The organism is Streptomyces sp. NBC_00247 (genome assembly GCF_036188265.1).
Taxonomy (GTDB): Bacteria; Actinomycetota; Actinomycetes; order Streptomycetales; family Streptomycetaceae; genus Streptomyces.
On the sequence record NZ_CP108093.1, the window covers coordinates 823,910 to 844,502 of the forward strand.

The window sequence follows — 20,593 nt, forward strand, 5'->3', positions numbered from 1 at the left end:
GTCAGTGGGTCCTTTCGAGAAGGCGGCCGGAGGGTTCGGCGAACACGCCGTCGTGGACGATCCGTTCACCGCGCAGCCAGGTCGAGGTGACGACGCCGTACAGGGTCCGGCCCGCGTAGGCGGTGACCTGGTTGCGGTGGTGGAGGGCCGCGGGGTCGACGGTGAAGGTGCCCTCCGGGTCGAGTACGGCGAAGTCGGCGTCGCGGCCCGGCTCGATGGCACCCTTGCGGTGCACTCCGGCGAGCAGGGCGGGGCCGGTGGACATCCAGCGCGCCACGTCGTCGAGCGAGTGGCCGCGTCGGCGGGCCTCGGTCCAGATGGCGGGGAGGCCCAGCTGGAGGGAGGAGATACCACCCCAGGCGGAGGCGAAGTCGGGCGTCTTCAGGTCGGTGGTGCACGGCGAGTGGTCGGAGACGATACAGCTGATGACCCCGTCGGCGAGCCCCTGCCACAGCGCGTCCTGGTTGGCCGCCTCCCGGATGGGCGGGCAGCACTTGAACTCGGTCGCCCCGTCCGGCACTTCCTCGGCGGTGAGGGTGAGGAAGTGCGGGCAGGACTCGACGGTGACACGTACGCCCTCGCGTTGGGCCGCGGCGATGAGCGGCAGCGCGTCGCCGGAAGAGAGGTGCAGGACGTGGACGCGGGCGTCCAGCCGTTTCGCGTGGGCGATCAACCCTTCGATCGCGGCGTTCTCGGCGGACCTGGGGCGCGAGGCCAGGAAGTCGGCGTAGGCGGGGCCGCCTTGCTGCGGGGCCGCGTCCAAGTGGCCGGGGTCCTCCGCGTGGACGATGAGCAGACCGCCGAAGCCCGCGATCTCGGCCATCGAGCGCCCCAGCCCTTCCTGGTCCAGGTGCGGGAACTCTTCGACGCCGGAAGGCGAGAGGAAGCATTTGAAGCCGAAGACCCCGGCCTCGTGGAGCGGGCGCAGGTCCTTGACGTTCGCCGGGACCGCACCGCCCCAGAAGCCGGTGTCCACGTGCGCCTTGGGGGCCGCGACCCGCTGCTTGGTCCTCAGGTGTCCGACGGTGGTGGTCGGGGGGAGGGAGTTGAGCGGCATGTCGAGGAGGGTCGTGACGCCGCCGGCAGCCGCCGCCCGGGTGGCGGTCCAGAATCCCTCCCACTCGGTTCGGCCGGGATCGTTGACGTGGACGTGGGTGTCCACGAGCCCGGGGAGGAGGGCCAGGTCGCCGAGCTCCTCCAGCCTGACGCCCGGCGGCACTTCGGCGCCGTGCGGCAGGACCGCCTCGATCCGTCCGGCCGAGACCGCGACCAGGGCGGGGCGGGTCCCCGCCGGTGTGACGACGCGGGTCGAGCGCAGCATCAGATCCGGGGCCGGGCCGCCCGGGGTGCGCCCCTCGGCGTTCAGGTCTTTCCCTACGTCCGCACCGAACACCCGTACTCCTCGCTCCGTTTGCTTGCACCGGGACAACCTCGGCGATCCCTCGGCGAATTCAACGAACTGTTGAAGGGAGCTCCCTGCGGGGAGTCTTCATGCGGGGTTCCCCGCCGTCAAGACCTCTCCTCCGCCGGAGCGCCGCGCCCGCATCCCCTCGGAGAGGAACGCGGGGACGGGCCGAAACTTCCGTGAAACAGAACCAGGCTTCCGCATTTCGGAATGCCCACGGAGTCGGCGGACGCCCTCGGGAAGCTCGCGGGGCCCGCCCGCGACGACGGGAAACAGCCCCTGACCGGCAAATACGCCCTGCCACGACCAGTGCGCGGAACGCGACCCTGCCGGTACTCTGCTACCTTGCCTCCCGCTTCGAAAGGACCGTTGACGTGCCGTCGTCCGACGCCAGCACTTCCGACCTCAAGACCTCCGGTTCCAGCGGCGGGGTGCAGTCCCTGGAGCGCGCCTTCGACCTGCTGGAGCGGATGGCCGACGCCGGGGGCGAGGTGGGTCTGAGCGAGCTCTCCACGACCAGCGGCCTGCCGCTCCCCACCATCCACCGCCTGATGCGCACCCTGGTGGTCTGCGGGTACGTACGCCAGCAGCCCAACCGCCGCTACGCACTGGGTCCCCGGCTGATCCGCCTGGGTGAATCGTCCTCCCGGCTGCTCGGTACCTGGGCGCGGCCCTACCTCCAGCATCTGGTGGAGGAGACGGGCGAGACCGCGAACATGGCACTGCTCGACGGCGACGAGGTGGTGTACGTCGCGCAGGCCCCGTCGAAGCACTCGATGCGGATGTTCACCGAAGTGGGCCGCCGGGTACTGCCGCACTCCACCGGAGTCGGCAAGGCGCTGCTCGCGCACGCGTCGCCCGAGGAGGTACGGGCGTTGCTGGCGCGCACCGGGATGCCGGCCGCCACCGAGAAGACGATCACCACCCCTGACGGCTTCCTCGAAGCGCTGGAGCAGGTCCGCCGCACCGGTTACGCCGTCGACGACAACGAGCAGGAGATCGGGGTGCGGTGTCTCGCCGTCGCCGTGCCCGACTCTCCCACCGCCGCCGCGATCTCCATCTCGGGCCCGGCCGGACGCGTCACGGAGGCGGCGACGGAACGGATCGTGCCGATCCTCCAGGAGACCGCGAAGAAGCTCTCCGAGGTTCTCGCGGCGGGGGGGTTGAGCGGCGGGGGTTGAGCGGCGGGAGGCCGGGCGCCGGGAGGACGAGCCGGGCCGGTGTCCGTCACGGCCGGCGTGGCGGACGGCACCGGGAGGGGCGGCGGGGACACGGCCCCCCGCCGCCCCTCCCGTATACGACGTACGCACGACTCTCGGACGGCCCGGGTGCGGCTTTCGAGGCCCGTCCGCGTGACGCGTCACCCGCGCGGCGGCTCCCCGAAGAGATCCACCGCGTTCCGTACCGCCCGGAGCCCGGGCGCCAGCGCGCTCACCGAGCCGATCGCTCCCGCGATCAGCAGCAGGGAACGGCGGAGTCGGGGAATCTCCGGCACTCCGCTGACCGCCATGGCGTCCAGCGCGGCCAGCTCGTCCTCCGCGATGCCCCGGTCGGAGAACTCCGCGGGATGCCCGGCCAGCTCGCGACGGAGCTTGGACACCGATGTCCGCAACTCCGTGACCCTGGGGTCCTCGCCGCTCCCGGTCACCCGCTTCTGCTCCACACTTCGCAACAATGCACTCCCCCTCGCACGCCATCGTGCCGTCTGCCGTTCGCGCTCCGGCGCATGGTCAAGTGCTCCGGAGTGGAGGCAAGTTAACGCCATCGGAGGTGGCCGGCGCCACTCCGTGACGAGAAATCGGGGTTACCCCTGAGAGTGACCCCGACTTCGCGTGTGCGAGCACGTTCGACGGAGCGTCGGTGGTATCCAGTGCATATGGTCCCTGTACGGAAGAACCCCCTGGTCACCGGGGTACTGCTCGCCGCCGGCGGCGGTCGGCGCCTCGGCGGCCGGCCCAAGGCACTCCTCACGTACCGAGGTCGCCCGCTGGTCGAACACGCGATTCGATCACTTCGCGACGGCGGCTGTGACCGGATCGTGGTGATCCTGGGCGCCGCCGCCGAGGAGGTGCGGTCCCGGGCGTCGCTCGCGGGATGCGCGGTGACGGTCAATCCGGAGTGGCAACGAGGCATGGGCAGTTCGCTGCGTACGGGCCTGACCGCGCTCGCGGGGACCGGAGCGGACGCGGCGCTCGTCCTCCTCGTCGACCAGCCCGGCATCGGAGCCGAGGCGGTGTCCCGGCTCCGCGCGGCCCACACCTCGCGGGTGGCCCTGGCGGCAGCCTCGTACGACGGCACGCGTGGCCACCCGGTACTCCTCGGCGCGGACCACTGGGCGGGGGTGTCGGCGGGAGCGACGGGCGACCAGGGGGCCCGCGCCTATCTGCGGGAGCACCGGGAGGCGCTCAGGCTCGTCGAGTGCGGTGACGTGGCGCAGCCGTACGACATCGACACCCCGGAGGACTTGGTGCGCCTCGTGGACCGGTGAGAAGCCGCCGGGACGCCGCCCGCACCCTACAGACCCAGTCGTCCGGCGAATGCCGAGAAGGCGGGTGCCACGACCCGCCATCGGCACAGATCGGTGTCGTCCGTCCAGAAGTCGGTACCGACGACCCGTGGGTCGTCAGGATCGGTCCGGTAGTCGAGCGCGAGGGCGCCGTCATCGCCAGGATTGCGCGTGATGGCGATCAGCACTGCCTGATCGGCGTCCAGCCACGGCAGGTCGAGCGGGGCGTCCGACCGGCTTCCGCGTCCCACCCTGAAGTAGTCGGAGTACGGATCGTCGGCGAACATGTCCAGCGACATGGACGCGTACATCATCTGCTCCGGGTTCCTCACGAAGGCCAGCGGGTCCTCGAACCACGGGACGACCTCGGCCAGTACGGCATCGCCAGGGTGTTGCCAGAGGCCGCGCTCGATGAGGGACGTCAGTCGGGCGGGCAGGGGCAGTCCTCGAACCGTCGTAGTCGCCATGACGCACATGTTCGCACCGCCGCCGAGGAGGCCGGGGCCGCAGTCGGCGGGGTTCGCCTCGACGCGCGCCACGCCTGCGAACCATTGAGGTTCCACCATGAGGAAACTACTATCCACTAGCCAGAAGACACGACCGGACCGGGAGCCCTGCAGCCCCCGCACGCCGGGCGTCACGCCCGGCGTCACGCCCGCCCGCTCGCCCGCTCGCTGAAGGAGTGACAGCTCATGTCCGCACCGGCGCCCTCCCCGCTGGCCATCGTCGATGCCGAGCCCCTGCCCCGGCAGGAGGAGGTGCTGACCGACGCGGCCCTCGCGTTCGTGGCCGAACTGCACCGGCGGTTCACGCCCCGCCGCGACGAGCTCCTCGCCCGCCGGGCGGAGCGCCGTGCCGAGATCGCCCGCACCTCCACACTGGACTTCCTGCCCGAGACGGTCGGCGTCCGCGCCGACGACTCCTGGCGGGTGGCGCCCGCACCGGCGGCGCTGGACGACCGCCGGGTGGAGATCACCGGGCCGACGGACCGGAAGATGACGGTCAACGCGCTCAACTCCGGCGCCCGCATCTGGCTCGCCGACTTCGAGGATGCCTCGGCCCCCACCTGGGAGAACGTCGTCCTCGGGCAGCTCAACCTGATCGACGCCTACGAGCGCCGCATCGACTTCACCGACCCGGGTTCCGGGAAGACGTACGCCCTGCGGCCCGCCGAGGAACTGGCGACCGTCGTCACCCGCCCACGGGGCTGGCACCTGGACGAGCGTCACCTCCGGCTCGACGGAACCCCGGTCCCGGGAGCCCTGGTCGACTTCGGCCTGTACTTCTTCCACAACGCGCAGCGGCTGATCGACCTCGGCAAGGGCCCGTACTTCTACCTCCCGAAGACGGAGTCCCACCTGGAGGCCCGGCTCTGGAACGACGTTTTCGTCTTCGCCCAGGACTACGTCGGCATCCCGCAGGGCACGGTGCGCGCGACGGTGCTCATCGAGACGATCACCGCCGCCTACGAAATGGAGGAGATCCTCTACGAGTTGCGCGAGCACGCCTCCGGCCTCAACGCCGGGCGCTGGGACTATCTCTTCTCCATCGTGAAGAACTTCCGTGACGGCGGCTCCAAGTTCGTGCTGCCGGACCGCAACGCGGTCACGATGACCGCCCCGTTCATGCGCGCGTACACCGAACTCCTCGTCCGCACCTGCCACAAGAGGGGCGCGCACGCCATCGGTGGCATGGCGGCTTTCATCCCTTCGCGCCGCGACGCCGAGGTCAACAAGGTCGCGTTCGAGAAGGTCAAGGCGGACAAGGACCGCGAGGCCGCCGACGGCTTCGACGGTTCCTGGGTCGCCCACCCGGACCTGGTCCCGATCGCCCTCGCCTCCTTCGACGCGGTGCTCGGCGAGAAGCCGAACCAGAAGGACCGGCTCCGCGAGGACGTCTCGGTGGCGGCGGGCGACCTGATCGCCGTCGACACCTTGGACGCCCGTCCCACGTACGAGGGTTGGCGCAACGCGGTCGCGGTCGGCATCCGCTACATCGAGGCCTGGCTGCGCGGTACGGGCGCCGTGGCCATCTTCGGCCTCATGGAGGACGCGGCGACGGCGGAGATCTCCCGCTCGCAGATCTGGCAGTGGATCAACGCGGACGTGGTCTTCGAGAACGGCGAACACGCCACCGCCGATCTCGCCCGCAAGGTGGCCGCCGAGGAACTCGCCACCGTCCGCGCCGAGATCGGCGAGGATGCCTTCGCGGCCGGGCGCTGGCAGCAGGCCCACGACCTGCTGCTCCAGGTGGCGCTGGACACCGATTACCCGGACTTCCTCACCCTGCCCGCGTACGAGCAGCTGCGCTGAGCGCACCCCGCTCCCGCCCCGGCCGCCCCCGGCACCGCACCACGCCGGGGGCGGTCGCGCGCGTACGCGCTGCTTGTCGGCATGACCCAGGTCACAGGAACCCGGCCCGTGCCGCGGAGAGATGACAGGTGTGAGGGAACAAGAAGACGACGACCTGCGCCGACGCGTACGGGCGGGTGAACGCGAGGCGTTCGCCGAGCTGTACGAGGAGTGCGCGCCCCGGGTCCACCGGCACGCTCTGCGGCTGACGGGCGACCCGTCGGCCGCCGAGGACATCATGTCGGAGACCTTTCTGACCGCCTGGCGCCGACGGGAGACAGTGACGGAGGAGGGCGGCCCACTGCTCCCCTGGCTCCTCGGCATCGCCACCCACAAGTGCGAGAACGCCCGGCGCGGAGCCCGCCGCCGCATCGCCTTCCTCGCCCGCTGGCCGAGGCCCGAAGTGGTGCCGGACTTCGCCCCGGAGACCGTGGGCCGCCTCGACGACGTGAGGCGGCTCCGGGCGGTCCAGGAGTCTCTCGGCAGGCTGCGACGGCACGACCGGGAGGTGCTGTCCCTGTGCGTGTGGTCCGGACTCGACTACGAGCAGGCCGCGCGGGCCCTGGGAGTGCCGGTCGGGACGGTGCGCTCGCGCCTCTCGCGCGCCCGCGAGAGGCTCGCCCGGCTCGTGGAAGAGGAACGGGAACCGCGCGGCACTCGCGGAGAGGTGACAGGTACGGCCGTACTCACGGCCCTGCCCGTACGGGAGGAGACCCGATGAACCACGACGACACCGGCCTGTCCCAGGACCGGCGCGGCGTCCGGCAGCCGCCGGACGCCGACGCCCGGGAGATCGCCCGGCTGTTGCCGGCCCCGGACGTGGACGCGCTCTCCCCCGAGCGGCACCGCCACCACAAGGAGCTGCTCATGAACCTCATCGACCACGACACGGCCGAACAGGCCGGCACCACCACCGTCACCTCCGGAACCAGCGGGCCCGGCCGGTCGCCCCGTCGCCGTTTCCTCCGCCCGGCCCTGCTCGTACCGGTGTCGGCGTTCACCCTCGCCGGAGTGGTGATCACCGCCGTCGCCGTCGCCCCGGGCCCGGACCGGCCGACCACTTCCGCCTCGCCCGCGTCCGGCGGCACCGGCCACGGCGGCCCGGCTCTGCTGCACCGCATCTCCGCGGTGGCACTGCGCACGGGCGTGCCCGCCGTCCGCGACGACCAGTTCCTCTACACCCGTTCCACGGTCCGGGGCGCGGACCTCACCAGCGGGAAGGCCGTGGTCGGCCCGCCGGAGGAGCGCGAGGAGTGGGCCGCCCAGGACCCGCGTCCGCTGAAGAAGCTCGGTCTGATCCGGACCGGCGGGGAGACCTTCGCCATCAACGCGGAGCTGGGCGACACGGAGGGCACGCCCGCCGGGCTCAGCCGTCCCACGTACGCCTGGCTCGGCTCGCTCCCTACCGACCCGGAGAAGCTGCTGACGTACCTCTACGCGCACACCCCCGAATCCCCCGACCAGGAGCGCGCCCAGGCCGTCTTCGACCGGATCGGCGAGCTGCTGACCGCGGTGATGCCCGCGCCCACCGCCGCCGCCCTGTACGAGGCCGCGGCCAGACTCCCGGGAGTGGTCGAGGCCCCGCAGGCCGCCGACGCCCTCGGACGGCACGGACTCGGTATCGCCCGCGAGGACACCCGGTACGGCACCCGGACCGAGTGGGTCTTCGACCGGACCGACCTCTCCTTCCTCGGTTCGCGCAGCTACCTCACCGAGGACACCTCGTACGGGGAGGCGGGCACCCTCCTCTCCGGTCTGGCGCGGACCGGTTGGGGCGTGGTCGACCGGGCGGGCGAGCTGCCCGCGAAGACGGCGGGAGAGAGGCAGACCGGGCAGAGCTGACCGCGTACGGTCAGACGGTGCCGGGCGGGCCCTTCTCCCCGCTCACCTCCGCCCACACCGTCTTGCCCGGTGCACCGGGTCGGGGCGCGACTCCCCAGCGGTCGGCGAGCCGGGAGACGAGGAGGAGCCCCCGGCCCGACTCCTCGTCCAAGGCCGGTTCGAGCGGATCACCGGGTGACGGGCACCGCTCGGTGCGGGTGTCCGTCACCTCCACCCGCAGAGTGCTGCCCACCTCGGTGAGCCGCACATGGAAGTCCCGGCCCGCCACCCGACCGTGACGCACCGCGTTCGCGGTCAGCTCGGCGGCGATGAGGGACAGAGTGTCGTTCGTCTCCGAAGTCCAGGGGTGTCCCCACTCGTGCAGCCGAAGCGAGACGAGCCGTCGGGACAACCGGGCACCGCGCGGTGTCGAGGTGAACCGCATGGCGAACTCCCGTGTCGGAGTGCGATTTTCAACCATTTCCCCGGGAGAGGTAATTGCTTCGTTCATGAGGAAAACCCTGGCCGCGTCCGCATAACGTGACCAGGACTGACGCGCTGACGGCTCGGTGCTGTACGCGGCAGTGCGCACCCTGTACACGCGACGGAGCGTGAGACGGCAGGGCGGAACGATCGTGGAGGCAGGCGTCATGCCGGAGCAGCAGCAACCACCTGAGGCGTACGAGAGCGGGACGGGCATCCTGGCCGTCTTCGGGCGCCAGTTGAAACTGTTCCGGGCGGCGGCCGGTCTGGAGCGGGCCCAGCTCGGCAACTTGACCGGGTACTCCGCCTCCACCATCGCGGCCTTCGAGCAGGGGCGACGCATCCCCCCGCCGAAGTTCATCGACCAGGTGGACGAGGTCCTCGGGGCCAACGGGGTGCTGGGCGCGGGCAAGGAGGAAGTGGCCCGCGCGCAGTATCCGGCCTTCTTCCGGGACGCCGCCAAAATGGAGGCGGAGGCGGCGGAACTCTCCGGCTACGAGTCCCTGGTGGTCAATGGCCCCCTTCAGACCGAGGAGTACACCCGCGCGCTCCTGAAGGATCGTCGCCCCCTGCTCGACGAGGCCACCATCGAACTCCGGGTGGCCGCACGGCAGGCGCGCCAAGAGATCTTCAACCGCTGGCCGGCACCCTTGCTCAGCTTCGTGATGGAGGAGTACGTCATTACCCGGGGCCTGGGCGGCCGCGAGGCGCGACGCGGCCAGCTCGAACACCTGCTGCTGATCGGGGAGAAGCGCAATGTCGAGATCCAGGTGATGCCGGCGGACCGCGAGGACAACGCGGGCGTGGACGGCCCGTTCACTCTCCTCACTCCGCATCACGGCGAGCCGGTCGGCTATCTCGAAGTGCAGGGTCGGAGCACACTGGTGACCGAGCGGGCGGAGGTCCGGGCCTTGTCGGCCCGCTATGGGATCATCCGAGCCCAGGCCCTCAACCCGCGTGAGTCCCTGGGCTTCATCGAGAAACAACTGGGAGAGGTATGAGCGTCCACGTCACCACAGGCGGTTCCGTCGCAGCACTCCACTGGGTCAAGAGCAGCCACAGCGGCGCCGAAGGCGGGAATTGCCTTGAGGTCGCCACCTCCCCCGGCACCGTCCACGTCCGCGACTCCAAGCAGCACACCGGCCCCACACTCACCCTGGCCCCACACGCCTGGACAGCGTTCGTGACCGACGCCGCACGCGATTGACCCCGTAGCCGTTGCCGAAAGGATTGGCAGAGGTATGAGCGTCCACGTCACCACAGGCGGTTCCGTCGCAGCACTCCACTGGGTCAAGAGCAGCCACAGCGGCGCCGAAGGCGGGGACTGCCTGGAGGCGGCCACCTCCCCCGGCACCGTCCACGTCCGCGACTCCAAGCAGCACACCGGCCCCACACTCACCCTGGCCCCCCACGCCTGGACAGCGTTCGTGACCGACGCCGCACGCTACTGACCCGGGGACCTGAACCCGAGCCGTGCAGCGAACGGCCGCCCCGCCCCCGCTGGTGTACGGGGGCGGGGCGGCCGGTGTTCGCCGATGCGCTCAGCGCGCATCGCCGGGTTCAGCGATCAGACCAGGTCGGGGTACTGGTTCCAGCCCCCGGTGCCGATCTGGACACGGGCCTTGAACGGCGTCTTGGTGACGCCGGTGCCCGCGTAGAAGAACAGCTGGCCCTTGGAGTTGGACGTCAGGAGGTCGGCAATGCCGTCCCCGTTGATGTCGCCCGGAGCGGTGAGGTTGGAGTACTGGCTCCAGCCGGTGCCGCCGACCTGCACGCGGGCCCCGAACGGGGTGGCCGCCTTGCCGGTGCCGGGGTAGAAGAACAGCCCGGCGGAGCTGCGGGCGATGAGGTCATCATGGCCGTCGCGGTTGAAGTCTCCCGCGCCGACCAGCTTGTTGTACTGGCTCCAGCCGCTGCCGCCGACCTGGACCCGGCCCTTGAACGAAAGGCCGTTGCCGTTGCCCGCGTAGAAGTACAGAGCGGTGGAGCTGCGGGCGATCAGGTCGCTCTTGCCGTCACCGTTCAGGTCGCCGGGGCCGACGACCAGGTTGTACGACTTCGAAGCAGCCGCGATCTCGGGGTCGTTCTGCGCGTAGGCGGCCGTGTTGTACAGGTGGCCGTCGTACGCGCTGTGCTCGATCAGGTCCGACACCCCGTTGGAGGTGAGCGAGACGCTGTGGGTGAGGCTGCTCACGGAACGGGTCCAGCCCGTGCCGATGAGGTACTTCGTCGAGAGCTTCCCGAGTCCGGTGCCCTCGTAGTAGTACAGGGTGCCGCCGCTGGTGCGGGCGAAGACTCCGGACTTGCCGAAGGCCGCGTTGTTGCCCGCCCCGGCCAGCTGCGTGACCGTGTTCCAGCCCGTGGTCGACTGCGCGACGCGGGCCTGGAAGAAGCCGGTGCCCTTGCCGTCGTAGAAGTACAACTTGCCGTCGTAGCCGCGGACGGTGAGGTCCGCGGTTCCGTTGCCGTTGTAGTCGGTGCCGCCGGTGATCTGGTTGTACTGCGCCCAGCCGGTGCCTCCGATCTGGATCTGGGTGGCGAACGGGTAGCCGTTGACCTTGCCGTTGCCGGGGTACAGGTAGAGCCCGGTGGCGTTGCGAGCCACCAGATCGGCGAAGCCGTCACCGTTGAGGTCGTCCGCGCCGACCAGCTGGTCGAACTGGGACCAGCCGGCGCCGCCGACCTGGATGCCCTTGCCGAAGTTGGTTCCGGTTCCGGGGAACAGGAACAGACCGGCGGTGCTGCGGGCCAGCAGGTCCGGAGCGCCGTCACCGTTCAGGTCACCGGGGACGATGAGCTTGTTGTACGCCTGCCAGCCGCTGCTGAGCGTGGTGTACGAGCTGAGTCCACCGTCGACGGTCGCGTTCGCTCCGTTGTAGAGCCGGAGCGACCCGGTGGGCGTCACCGTCAGCAGGTCGGCCTTGCCGTCGCCGGTCATGTCGCCCGGCAGCAGCAGGTCCTTCACCTCGGCGGTTTCGCCCGAGATGACGTCGGCCCAGCTGTAGCCCCAGTCGGTGTAGACGTCCCCCCAGCTCTCGCGGTACGCGATGTCGCCGGTGCCGTCGCCGTCGAAGTCGGCGCGCTGGGCGGCCGTGACGGTGAGGTCGACGGCGGAACGGGCCATCGGGTTGCCGGCCTTCGGCGCCACGGCGTTCTGGCGGTCCGGGGCGGTGAAGGTGGAGTGTGCGGGGGTGGAGTGCTGCGGCACGGCGACCGTGCCGTGGTCTGCGGCGTCGTTCCCGGCCGCGTGTGCGGTGATCGTCATCGAACCGCTGACCAGGAGACCGGCGCAGACTATCGCTGCCGAGGTGGCCATCTTCCGGGACCGTCGGGTCCCGGGTACTGCGGGGTTGGGCATTCTGCCTCCTGTGGAAATGACGACTCCACGGAGAGTGGCGCGCGCCGGAGCCGACTCACGCGTGAGCGGTGTCGGATGCATGGCGCCGTCGACGTGCATTCGATGTCGGTCGTGACACCGGCGCACGGCATGACGGAAACGGAAAAACCCCCCACCAACGGTGGCGCCCCTCCCCAGGGTCGTGAAGTAGATCTATCCCCAGAAGGGTGCCTCAGGCAAGTCCATTGTCCGATCGGGCCCGAATCCTTGCGCATTCCTGATTGCCTCTTCCCGGGTCGAATTCGGGAGGGAAACGGGCAGGTCGCACGTTAACGACGGGGAATGGCAGCTGGACGGGCGAGAAACGACCGATGGTCGCGAGTGACTCGGAACACTCGACAAAGACCAATGATCATGACTAAATCGCACCCCTGCCCCGCCCGCGCATTCGTCGGAGCAGCGAGATCACGTCCACACCGCGCCGAGCGCGACGAATCCGCAGATGAGGACGGACAGGATCGCCAGCAGCGGCCAGACGAAGCGCAGGTACTTGTCGTAGCCGATCTTCGCCAGCGCGATACCGCCGATGGTCACGGCCGTCGTGGGCACCCAGAGGTTCATCCAGCCGCTCGCCGCCTGCCAGGCCGTCACCACCACGGCACGTGAGACGCCCGCGAAGTCGGCCAGGGGCGCGAGGATCGGCATGGCGAGGGTCGCGTGGCCGGAGGTGGAGGGGATCAGGAATGCCAGGGGCAGGTTGACGATGAACACGACGACGGCGAAGAGACCGGACGAGACCCCGGACACCGCCCCCTCGATGGAGTGCAGGACCGTGTCGGTGATCTGCGAGTTGTTCATGATGACGGTGACGCCCCGGGCCAGCACGATGACGAGCGCGGGCGAGATGAAGTCGGCCGCGCCCTGCACGATCGTCGCGCTCAGTTTCTGTTCGCCGAACCGGGCCACCACGCCGACGACCACTGCCGCGACGATGAAGAGCGCGGCCAGTTGCGGGAACGACCAGCCGAATTCGAAGGCGTACGGAGTGGCGTCGGCGTCTCCGGTGAGCGCACTGGACCACGGGACCACGGAGAAGATCATGAAGGCGAAGGTCAGTCCGACCAGCACCAGGATGATCTGGTGCAGCCGGGTGAGCGGAGGCGGTTCCTCCGTCTTCACCGCCGACTGCTCGCGGTCGCCTGGCAGGAAGCCGGAGAGGGAACGTGCGGGGTCCTTGCGGACCCTGGAGGCGTACCGGACGACGTAGGCGATGGTGACCGCCGTCAGGACGATCCACATGAGCCCGCGCAGCACGATGCCGTCGCCGAGGGAGATGTCGGCGGCGGAGGAGGCGACGCCGGTGGCGAAGGGGTTGACGGTGGAGCAGAGCACCCCGATACCGGCGCCGAGGATGATGGTGCCGGTGGCCACCATGCGGTCGTAGCCGAGGGCGAGCATCAGCGGCACGATCAGCCCGTAGAAGCCGAGGGTCTCCTCGGCGAAGCCCTCCACCGTGCCGAGCAGCGAGAAGACGACCATGACTCCGGCGATGAGCAGCGCGCCGCGCTCGCGCAGCCGGTGGGCGAGGCGGCCGATGCCCCGGTCGAGGGCTCCGGTGGCGAAGACGACGGTGATGAACGCGCCGATCGCGATGACGAAGAGGAACACGCCCGCGCTGCCGTACAGTTCGCCGGCCAGATCGGGGCCCACTTGGCCGGTTTCGGGGTCCCGGACTCCGTACAGGCCGTTGACGGGCGAGAGGAAGAGGTCGTTGAGCCGGTCCACGAGGCTCTGGCCGGAGGGGACCCGGTGGTAGGTGCCCTGGACCGGGGCGCCGTCGTCGTTGCGGTCGTAGGCCCCGGAGGGGATGAGGAAGGCGAGTGCCCAGACGGCGAGGGTCACCAGGGCGAGGACCGTCAGCGCGCTGGGGAACGTGAACTTCCGCTTGGGCGGCGGCTTCTCGTCGGATTCGGTGCCGCCCGTGACCTGGGTGCTCACGCCGCACCTCCGGCCCGGTGGCCGGCCGCGAACTCCCTCAGGAAAGCGGCTTCGGCGATCACCGCCGACCGGAGTTCGGAGAAGAGCACCCGTTCGTTCGGGGCGTGCAGGTTGCACATGTTGTCCTGGGCCCCGAACAGCAGCACCTCCGCTCCGGGCACCGCCTTGGCCAGACCGTTCACCAGTGGAATCGATCCGCCACTGGCGATGTACGCGGGTTCCGCGCCCCAGCCCTCGCGCAGCGCGGTGAGGGCCGCCCGGTAGGCCGGGCCGTCGGTCCGGGCCTCGAATCCGGGGCCGGTGTCCCCGGCGGTGACGGTGAGCGGAATTCCGAACGGGCGGAGTGCCTCCAGGTGGGTGACGAGGAGTCCCCTCGCTTCCCGCGGGTCCTGCAACGGGTGGAACCGGAGGTTCAGCTTGGCGCGGGCGTAGGGCACGACGGCCGAGGCGGCGTGGTCGACGCTCGGGGCGTCGATGCCGACGACGGTGATCGCCGGTCCGCTCCAGAGCCGTTCGCCGAGGCTGCCCGATCCGGTCAGGGGTACCCCGTCGAGGACTCCGGCGAGGGAGCGGAACTCCTCCTCGGTGAAGGTGGTACCGGTCCACTCCTCGCGTCGCAGCCCCTCCACGGCCACGTCGCCGTGCGCGTCGTGCAGGGTGGAGAGCGCGCCGAGCAGGGCCAGCAGCGCGTCGGGGGCGGCGCCGCCGAACTCGCCGCTGTGCCGGGGCTCCGCGAGGGTACGCACTTCGACGACGACCTCCGCGGCACCGCGCAGCCCCGTGGTGAGGGTGGGGCTGCCGGGGCGGATGTTGCCGAGGTCCGCGATGACCATGGCGTCGCAGGCGAAGCGGTCCGGGTCGGTGGGCGGATACTCGTCGAAGGCGCTGCCGTACTCCTCCTGGCCTTCCAGGACGATCTTCAGCCCGACCGGTGGCACACCGCCGAAAGCCCTCAGCACGCCGAGGTGGACGATGACGTTCGCCTTGTCGTCGGCGACGCCCCGGGCCCTGAGACCGCCTCCGTCGTCGAGGAGGGTGGGCTCGAAGGGCGGTGACCGCCAGAGGCTCTCGTCGCCCGGGGGCTGGACGTCGTAGTGCCCGTAGAGGAGGACGGTGGGCGCGCCGGGGGTGGGCGGCGGCGTCTCGGCCACGATGACGGGTGCGGTGCCGGGGAGGTCCAGCCGGTCGATCCGCGTGACGCCGGCCCCGCGCAGCAGGTCCACCACGAGGTCGTGGGCCTCCAGGACCGGTTCGGGCGGGAAGCCGGGGAAGGCGACGGAGGCGATGGCCGTCAGCCGTTCCAGGTCGGCGGTCAGACCGTCCATCAGCGCGTCGACCCGGGTGCTCAGGTCCATGGTGCACACCCCTGTTCCTCGTGTACTCGCGTCCGCGGCCCCCGGTGTGTGACGGTCCCCGCCGGGCGCGGCGGGCCGGGCGCGGGGCTTCGCGGACACGCCCTGAGGGACGCCCCTCAGGGATCAATGGACCACAGGGCGGGCGCCCACGCGCGTCCGCGAGGCCGGACGTCGCGCCCGCCGGCCGGACCGTCAGCCGCCGAGTACGAGGGTGCGCTGCGCGGAGAAGTCTCCCCACGTGCCGTCGGGGAGTTTGGCCCGGAGCTTGACGGAGTGCCGGGTGCCCTTCGGTTCGGTGAGCGTCAGCTCGTAGGTGGCGCGGCCCTTCGGTGGTGTTCCGCCCCAGACGATGGTCGTGGTGGCCTTCCCGTCGAGGTACAGCTCGTACCCGGGGATCGCCCCGCCCAGCTCGGGCTGGTCCCAGGAGAGTCGCACGACGTAGCTGCCGGACTCGTCCCTGGTCTCCGCACGCAGGCCGGTGGGGGCGGTGCTCACGGGGGCTCCGGGGGCGGACCGGGTGGTGACGTCGACGGACCGGCTGTCGTCCGAGGACTTGTCCGACGCGTCGCGGGCGCGGACCGTGAAGGTGTAGACCGTCCCGGGTCGCAGGCCGGTCAGCCGGGCGCTGGTCACGGTGCCGGAGGCGCTGTGGATGCGGGAGTCCTCCTGGTAGACGTCGTACGAGGAGACGCCGACGTCGTCCGTCGCGGCCTTCCACGACAGGGTCAGGCTGTCGGTGCCGACCGCGGTGGCGCGCAGTGCCGCCGGGACGGACGGCGCCTTCCGGTCGTCGGGCGGGGTGGCCTGGGTGGTGACGGACACCCCGGGGCCGGGCTCGGAGAGGTTGCCGGCGGCGTCCCGGGCCCGGACGGTGAAGGTGTGTCCGGTGGACGCGGTGAGCCCGTCGACGTCGATCATGTGCTTGGTGGCGGGGACCGTCTTCACACGGGTGGCGCCGTCGTAGATCTCGTATCCGGTGACCGCCTTGTCGTCGGTGGACGGCTCCCACATGACGTGCACGGAGGTGGCGCTGCTCGACTGGGCGGTCACGTCCTGGGGGGTGGTGGGCGCGTCGGTGTCGGACGCCTCCGCCGAGCCGCCGCATCCGGCGAGCAGGGCGAGGAGAAGGCTTGCGGAACAGGTCGACACGACACGCGTGGGGGGACGTTGCACGGCGCTGCCGCCTTTCATCCGGGGCGTTGGTCCAGACCTGTATGGCACGGCGCGCGGGCCGGTCACAAGAGGGGTGCGCGGAACGTTCCGCAATGTGCCGATGTACGCCCCGTCCGGCTTGCACCGGGGCACCCGGATGTGGTTACGGAGTCCCTGATTCCGCCTGGCGGACGTTCAGGCGAACGGGCGGGGCACCCGGGCCACCGGCCCCGGGAACGGCACGGGCGCCCCGCCTCGATCACCGACGGGCCGTCAGCAGGCGATGGCGTACCAGACCGGGGTCCAGTTCACCGTCGTCGACTGATAGGCGGTGGAGGAGAAGAGGTAGTTCTGGTTCTTGTCGTAGAAGTACGCCACGGTGCCGGGGGTCTGGTTGTTGACGAGGGGGCCGCTGCCGGTCAGGTTGGGGAGCTGGTAGAGGGTGTTGCACTTGGTGTAGGCGAAGCTGCTGCCGTTGGAGCCCTGCCCGCACACGTAGGTGTAGGAGCAGGACAGCGCGGCGGCGGCGGACTTCGCCACGGTGGGCGACTCCACCGCGTGCCGGCGGGCGCCCGCGAGCGCGTCGGCCGCGAGGGCGGCCTCGGGTCGGGCGGTGTCGGGTCGGGCGGAGGCCGACGCCGGCCCCATCAGCCCGAAGAGCGAGCCGGCGACGAGCGCCGCCGCGGCCGACAGGATCGCGGCGGTCTTCCGTACTGCCATGAGCGGTCTCCCTGGATCTCCCGCCCCGAAGAGACGGGTACGAGGTGTCTTCCACTTCCACCCCCGACCCCTCGTCGGCACGGACCGAGGAGGCAGTCGTGGGCGACGCGAGACCTACCCCTGGTCACGTTGGGTAACCTTGGACGACGCGATCGTCACCCTAAGGAGTCTTCCTCGACATCTCGACCGCCACCCACCTATCGAGTGAGCCACGACTCGGCCGACCGGGTTGCATGAACATGCATCGAAGTGCATACTTTTCCTATGTCTAAGGTAATGACCTCTCTGCCCGTCGGGGAACGCGTCGGCATCGCCTTCTCCGGCGGTCTCGACACCTCCGTCGCGGTCGCGTGGATGCGCGACAAGGGCGCGGCGCCGTGCACGTACACCGCCGACATCGGCCAGTACGACGAACCCGACATCGCCTCCGTGCCCGGACGCGCCCACGCCTACGGGGCGGAGATCGCCCGGCTGGTCGACTGCCGAGCCGCCCTCGTCGAGGAAGGGCTCGCCGCGCTGACCTGCGGGGCCTTCCACATCCGTTCCGGCGGGCGCGCGTACTTCAACACCACCCCGCTCGGCCGGGCGGTCACGGGCACCATGCTGGTGCGCGCCATGCTGGAGGACGACGTCCAGATCTGGGGCGACGGCTCCACCTTCAAGGGCAACGACATCGAGCGGTTCTACCGCTACGGCCTGCTGGCCAACCCGTCGCTGCGCATCTACAAGCCCTGGCTGGACGCCGACTTCGTCACCGAGCTCGGTGGTCGCAAGGAGATGTCCGAGTGGCTGCTCGCCCACGGGCTGCCCTACCGGGACAGCACGGAGAAGGCGTACTCCACCGACGCCAACATCTGGGGCGCGACGCACGAGGCCAAGACCCTCGAACACCTCGACACCGGCCTGGAGAACGTCGACCCGATCATGGGCGTGCGGTTCTGGGACCCGTCCGTCGAGATCGAGACCGAGGACGTCACCGTCGGCTTCGAGCAGGGCCGCCCGGTCACCATCAACGGCAAGGAGTTCGCCTCCGCCGTCGACCTGGTGCTGGAGGCCAACGCCATCGGCGGCCGGCACGGGCTGGGCATGTCCGACCAGATCGAGAACCGGATCATCGAGGCCAAGAGCCGCGGCATCTACGAGGCGCCGGGCATGGCCCTGCTCCACGCCTGCTACGAGCGCCTCGTCAACGCGATCCACAACGAGGACACCCTCGCCACCTACCACAACGAGGGCCGTCGCCTCGGCCGCCTGATGTACGAGGGCCGCTGGCTGGACCCGCAGGCGCTGATGATCCGCGAGTCGCTCCAGCGGTGGGTCGGCATGGCCGTCACCGGCGAGGTGACCCTGCGGTTGCGGCGCGGCGAGGACTACTCGGTCCTGGACACCTCAGGACCGGCGTTCAGCTACCACCCGGACAAGCTGTCCATGGAGCGCACCGAGGACTCCGCCTTCGGGCCGGTGGACCGGATCGGTCAGCTGACCATGCGCAACCTCGACATCGCCGACTCCCGCGCCAAGCTGGAGCAGTACGCCGCCATCGGCATGGTCGGCACCTCCCACCAGGCGCTGATCGGTGCGCAGGCCGCTTCCACCCCGCTGATCGGTGCGATGCCCGAGGGCAACGCCCAGGAGATCGCCTCGCGCGGCGAGGCCCCGGGCGGCGACAAGCTGCTCGACAGCGCCGCCATGGAGTTCGGCGCCGACTAGGGCGTGTGTCGAAAGTCCCGCCTGTCCGGCGGACGGACGGCGCTACCTTCGCAACGCGCTCAGGGATCGTGCGTGCGAGGAGGGAGGCCCGGCGGGTTCGCCGGGCCTCCCTCCTGTTGGTCTCAGCTGGTGAAGAACTCGCTGATGTGCTGGGCGACCTGGTCGGCGCGGGTCTCGTGCATCCGGTGGCCGCCGGGCACGGTGACCATGCGGCAGTCGGGGATGCGTGACGCCACCTCCGGCAGGAGGGCCTGCGGCAGGGCGCTCTCGGGACCGCCGGCGATGATCATCGTGGGGGCGACGATCTCGCCGAGCGTCTCCGCCCACTCCGGGTCGGGTTCGGACAGCTGCGCGTGGACCGCGGGCACGGCGTTCTCGTCGTAGTCGACCGGCCCTTCGGCCCGCCCCGCCGGCCCCGGGTCCCCGGGGAAGGGTGCGGGGGTCTCCACCAGGACGAGCCGTTCCACCCGGTCGGCGTGCTCCTCCGCGAGCAGCAGGGCGACGGTGCCGCCCATGCCGTGGCCCACCAGCCCGACCCGGTCGAGTTCGCACTCGTCGAGGAACCCGACCACGTCGTCCCTCATCTGCTCGAACGCGTACTCGTCCGGCCAGTCGCTCTCACCGTGCCCGCGCAGATCGAGGGCGTACACCCGCCACTCCGCGCCGAGCAGGCTCCCGGTGGCCTCCCAGTCGGCGGACGAACCGCCGAGACCGTGCAGGAGGACGACCGGCGAGCCGAAGGGGTCGCCCCACGTCCGGTACGCGAGCCGTACATCGCCCACATCCACAACAGACTGATCTTCCATGCCCCTGACGCTACAGCCGGTGGGCGGGGCCGAGCGCCGCACCCCGGCCTGGCAGGCTTGGGGGGTGAACCGTACCGTCCGGCCCGTCGCCCACCGTCTGCTCGCCACGGCCTTCGTCTCCCTGCTGACCACCGCCCTGCTGACCTCCTGTTCCACCACGGACGACAAGCCGGAGAAGAGTCTCGACGACCCGGCGAAGAAACGGATCGCCATGGAGCTCGTCTCCAGTGCGGAGAACTCCACCCTGGACTGGAAAGACCAGTACGAGTACATCGAGGACATCGGTGACGGCCGCGGCTACACCGGCGGCATCATCGGGTTCTGCTCCGGCACCGGCGACATGCTCGACGTGGTGGAGCGGTACACGAAGGCCCGCCCCGGCAACGGGCTCGCGCGGTTCGTCCCGGCCCTGCGGGCAGTGGACGGAACCGACTCGCACGCGGGCCTCGGCACGGCGTTCACGGAGGCGTGGGCCGCCGCCGCGAAGGACTCCGCCTTCCGCGCGGCACAGGACGCGGTCCTGGACGCGGGCTACTTCAGGCCGGCGGTGGACCGGGCCGAGAAGGACGGTCTCAGCGCTCTGGGCCAGTTCATCTACTACGACGCGTACGTCATGCACGGAGCCGGCGACACCGAAGGCACGGTCGGGTTCACGAGCATCCGCCGCCAGGCACTGGCCGCCGCCGACTCCCCGGCCGAGGGCGGTGACGAGGAGGCGTACCTCAACGCCTTCCTCGACGCCCGGGTGGCCGCCATCGCCAAGGAGCCCTCGCACACCGACACCAGCAGGATCGAGACGGCCCAGCGCCGGTTCGTGCGCGAGGGAAAGCTCCAGCTGGAGACCCCGCTGCGCTGGAAGGTGTACGGGGAGAGCTTCCGGATCGACGGCTGAGGCAACCGGGTGGGCAGCCCGCCCCCAGCCCCCGGCCCCGGCCCCGGCCCCCGGCCG

20 protein-coding genes are annotated in these 20,593 nt (G+C 70.7%); 10 read left to right on the forward strand and 10 right to left on the reverse strand.

What is annotated here, in order from left to right; genetic code table 11:
* Position 1: 1 nt before the first annotated feature.
* The gene (gene allB, locus OHT52_RS03235; RefSeq protein ID WP_328723597.1) at positions 2 to 1,321 is read right to left on the reverse strand and encodes an allantoinase AllB; all 1,320 of its coding nucleotides are present in this window, start codon (positions 1,319 to 1,321) and stop codon (positions 2 to 4) included.
* Between the two features lie 458 nt (positions 1,322 to 1,779).
* On the opposite strand from allB, the gene OHT52_RS03240 reads away from it, so the two are divergent.
* On the forward strand, positions 1,780 to 2,586 hold the full coding sequence (locus tag OHT52_RS03240; RefSeq protein WP_328718588.1) for an IclR family transcriptional regulator: 807 nt from the start codon (positions 1,780 to 1,782) through the stop codon (positions 2,584 to 2,586).
* Positions 2,587 to 2,765: 179 nt separating this feature from the next.
* Here the strand turns inward: OHT52_RS03240 and OHT52_RS03245 are convergent, their stop codons facing one another.
* Positions 2,766 to 3,068, reverse strand: a complete 303-nt coding sequence (locus OHT52_RS03245; protein ID WP_328718589.1) for a DUF5955 family protein — start codon at positions 3,066 to 3,068, stop codon at positions 2,766 to 2,768.
* Between the two features lie 213 nt (positions 3,069 to 3,281).
* Between OHT52_RS03245 and OHT52_RS03250 the strand changes: the two genes are divergently transcribed.
* Positions 3,282 to 3,893 (forward strand): nucleotidyltransferase family protein, encoded by a 612-nt coding sequence (locus tag OHT52_RS03250; protein WP_328718590.1) that lies wholly within the window; start codon positions 3,282 to 3,284, stop codon positions 3,891 to 3,893.
* A 26-nt stretch (positions 3,894 to 3,919) separates the two neighbouring features.
* Here OHT52_RS03250 and OHT52_RS03255 read toward each other — a convergent pair whose 3' ends face one another.
* Positions 3,920 to 4,477 carry a hypothetical protein gene (locus OHT52_RS03255; protein ID WP_328718591.1) on the reverse strand — a complete coding sequence of 186 codons (558 nt, stop codon included), beginning with the start codon at positions 4,475 to 4,477 and terminating at the stop codon, positions 3,920 to 3,922.
* Positions 4,478 to 4,603: 126 nt separating this feature from the next.
* Here OHT52_RS03255 and aceB point away from each other — a divergent pair, with 126 nt between their 5' ends.
* The 3 genes from aceB (at position 4,604) to OHT52_RS03270 (ending at position 8,104) form a co-directional block, all read left to right on the forward strand.
* A complete protein-coding gene (aceB, locus tag OHT52_RS03260; protein ID WP_328718592.1) occupies positions 4,604 to 6,223 on the forward strand; it encodes a malate synthase A in 1,620 nt (539 codons plus the stop codon).
* A gap of 154 nt (positions 6,224 to 6,377) precedes the next feature.
* On the forward strand, positions 6,378 to 6,983 hold the full coding sequence (locus tag OHT52_RS03265) for an RNA polymerase sigma factor (protein WP_328723598.1): 606 nt from the start codon (positions 6,378 to 6,380) through the stop codon (positions 6,981 to 6,983).
* Complete coding sequence (locus tag OHT52_RS03270; RefSeq protein ID WP_328718593.1) at positions 6,980 to 8,104, forward strand: CU044_5270 family protein; 1,125 nt, start codon at positions 6,980 to 6,982, stop codon at positions 8,102 to 8,104. Before OHT52_RS03265 ends, OHT52_RS03270 begins: the two co-directional genes overlap by 4 nt.
* A 10-nt stretch (positions 8,105 to 8,114) precedes the next feature.
* On the opposite strand, the gene OHT52_RS03275 is transcribed toward OHT52_RS03270, so the two are convergent.
* A complete protein-coding gene (locus tag OHT52_RS03275) occupies positions 8,115 to 8,528 on the reverse strand; it encodes an ATP-binding protein (RefSeq protein ID WP_328718594.1) in 414 nt (137 codons plus the stop codon).
* Positions 8,529 to 8,733: 205 nt separating this feature from the next.
* Here OHT52_RS03275 and OHT52_RS03280 point away from each other — a divergent pair, with 205 nt between their 5' ends.
* Genes OHT52_RS03280 through OHT52_RS03290 form a run of 3 tightly spaced genes read left to right on the forward strand, consistent with a single transcriptional unit; the run spans position 8,734 to position 10,017 of the window.
* Positions 8,734 to 9,567: a helix-turn-helix domain-containing protein gene (locus OHT52_RS03280; protein WP_328718595.1), complete on the forward strand. Its 834-nt coding sequence runs from the start codon at positions 8,734 to 8,736 to the stop codon at positions 9,565 to 9,567.
* Entirely contained in the window at positions 9,564 to 9,773 is a 210-nt protein-coding gene (locus tag OHT52_RS03285) for a DUF397 domain-containing protein (protein WP_328718596.1), read from the forward strand. Before OHT52_RS03280 ends, OHT52_RS03285 begins: the two co-directional genes overlap by 4 nt.
* A gap of 34 nt (positions 9,774 to 9,807) precedes the next feature.
* Entirely contained in the window at positions 9,808 to 10,017 is a 210-nt protein-coding gene (locus OHT52_RS03290; RefSeq protein ID WP_328718597.1) for a DUF397 domain-containing protein, read from the forward strand.
* Between the two features lie 116 nt (positions 10,018 to 10,133).
* Here OHT52_RS03290 and OHT52_RS03295 read toward each other — a convergent pair whose 3' ends face one another.
* The 5 genes from OHT52_RS03295 to OHT52_RS03315 all read right to left on the reverse strand — a co-directional run bounded on the left by OHT52_RS03295 (position 10,134) and on the right by OHT52_RS03315 (position 17,128).
* Positions 10,134 to 11,882, reverse strand: coding sequence for an FG-GAP repeat domain-containing protein (locus tag OHT52_RS03295; protein ID WP_328718598.1), 1,749 nt, complete (start codon positions 11,880 to 11,882; stop codon positions 10,134 to 10,136).
* A 486-nt stretch (positions 11,883 to 12,368) separates the two neighbouring features.
* The gene (locus OHT52_RS03300) at positions 12,369 to 13,901 is read right to left on the reverse strand and encodes a YfcC family protein (RefSeq protein ID WP_328718599.1); all 1,533 of its coding nucleotides are present in this window, start codon (positions 13,899 to 13,901) and stop codon (positions 12,369 to 12,371) included.
* Positions 13,898 to 15,256 (reverse strand): M20/M25/M40 family metallo-hydrolase, encoded by a 1,359-nt coding sequence (locus OHT52_RS03305; RefSeq protein WP_328718600.1) that lies wholly within the window; start codon positions 15,254 to 15,256, stop codon positions 13,898 to 13,900. Before OHT52_RS03305 ends, OHT52_RS03300 begins: the two co-directional genes overlap by 4 nt.
* A 192-nt stretch (positions 15,257 to 15,448) precedes the next feature.
* A complete protein-coding gene (locus tag OHT52_RS03310) occupies positions 15,449 to 16,447 on the reverse strand; it encodes a fibronectin type III domain-containing protein (RefSeq protein WP_443046476.1) in 999 nt (332 codons plus the stop codon).
* Positions 16,448 to 16,681: 234 nt separating this feature from the next.
* Positions 16,682 to 17,128, reverse strand: a complete 447-nt coding sequence (locus tag OHT52_RS03315) for a hypothetical protein (protein WP_328718602.1) — start codon at positions 17,126 to 17,128, stop codon at positions 16,682 to 16,684.
* Between the two features lie 264 nt (positions 17,129 to 17,392).
* On the opposite strand from OHT52_RS03315, the gene argG reads away from it, so the two are divergent.
* Complete coding sequence (gene argG, locus OHT52_RS03320; RefSeq protein WP_328718603.1) at positions 17,393 to 18,838, forward strand: argininosuccinate synthase; 1,446 nt, start codon at positions 17,393 to 17,395, stop codon at positions 18,836 to 18,838.
* 122 nt (positions 18,839 to 18,960) lie between these two features.
* On the opposite strand, the gene OHT52_RS03325 is transcribed toward argG, so the two are convergent.
* Positions 18,961 to 19,644: an alpha/beta fold hydrolase gene (locus tag OHT52_RS03325; RefSeq protein ID WP_328718604.1), complete on the reverse strand. Its 684-nt coding sequence runs from the start codon at positions 19,642 to 19,644 to the stop codon at positions 18,961 to 18,963.
* Here OHT52_RS03325 and OHT52_RS03330 point away from each other — a divergent pair.
* The gene (locus OHT52_RS03330) at positions 19,643 to 20,536 is read left to right on the forward strand and encodes a chitosanase (RefSeq protein WP_328718605.1); all 894 of its coding nucleotides are present in this window, start codon (positions 19,643 to 19,645) and stop codon (positions 20,534 to 20,536) included. The two genes, OHT52_RS03325 and OHT52_RS03330, sit on opposite strands and share 2 nt — an antisense overlap.
* The last annotated feature ends 57 nt before the right edge of the window (positions 20,537 to 20,593 follow it).

Excerpts from the sequence above, each read along its gene's own strand:
- allB (WP_328723597.1), bottom strand. The coding sequence starts at position 1,321 with ATGCTGCGCTCGACCCGCGTCGTCACACCGGCGGGGACCCGCCCCGCC.
- OHT52_RS03250 (WP_328718590.1), top strand. The coding sequence starts at position 3,282 with ATGGTCCCTGTACGGAAGAACCCCCTGGTCACCGGGGTACTGCTCGCC.
- OHT52_RS03255 (WP_328718591.1), bottom strand. The coding sequence starts at position 4,477 with ATGGTGGAACCTCAATGGTTCGCAGGCGTGGCGCGCGTCGAGGCGAAC.
- aceB (WP_328718592.1), top strand. The coding sequence starts at position 4,604 with ATGTCCGCACCGGCGCCCTCCCCGCTGGCCATCGTCGATGCCGAGCCC.
- OHT52_RS03270 (WP_328718593.1), top strand. The coding sequence starts at position 6,980 with ATGAACCACGACGACACCGGCCTGTCCCAGGACCGGCGCGGCGTCCGG.
- OHT52_RS03275 (WP_328718594.1), bottom strand. The coding sequence starts at position 8,528 with ATGCGGTTCACCTCGACACCGCGCGGTGCCCGGTTGTCCCGACGGCTC.
- OHT52_RS03280 (WP_328718595.1), top strand. The coding sequence starts at position 8,734 with ATGCCGGAGCAGCAGCAACCACCTGAGGCGTACGAGAGCGGGACGGGC.
- OHT52_RS03285 (WP_328718596.1), top strand. The coding sequence starts at position 9,564 with ATGAGCGTCCACGTCACCACAGGCGGTTCCGTCGCAGCACTCCACTGG.
- OHT52_RS03290 (WP_328718597.1), top strand. The coding sequence starts at position 9,808 with ATGAGCGTCCACGTCACCACAGGCGGTTCCGTCGCAGCACTCCACTGG.
- OHT52_RS03295 (WP_328718598.1), bottom strand. The coding sequence starts at position 11,882 with ATGGCCACCTCGGCAGCGATAGTCTGCGCCGGTCTCCTGGTCAGCGGT.
- OHT52_RS03305 (WP_328718600.1), bottom strand. The coding sequence starts at position 15,256 with ATGGACCTGAGCACCCGGGTCGACGCGCTGATGGACGGTCTGACCGCC.
- OHT52_RS03310 (WP_443046476.1), bottom strand. The coding sequence starts at position 16,447 with ATGAAAGGCGGCAGCGCCGTGCAACGTCCCCCCACGCGTGTCGTGTCG.
- OHT52_RS03315 (WP_328718602.1), bottom strand. The coding sequence starts at position 17,128 with ATGGCAGTACGGAAGACCGCCGCGATCCTGTCGGCCGCGGCGGCGCTC.
- argG (WP_328718603.1), top strand. The coding sequence starts at position 17,393 with ATGTCTAAGGTAATGACCTCTCTGCCCGTCGGGGAACGCGTCGGCATC.
- OHT52_RS03330 (WP_328718605.1), top strand. The coding sequence starts at position 19,643 with ATGCCCCTGACGCTACAGCCGGTGGGCGGGGCCGAGCGCCGCACCCCG.
- OHT52_RS03325 (WP_328718604.1), bottom strand. The coding sequence starts at position 19,644 with ATGGAAGATCAGTCTGTTGTGGATGTGGGCGATGTACGGCTCGCGTAC.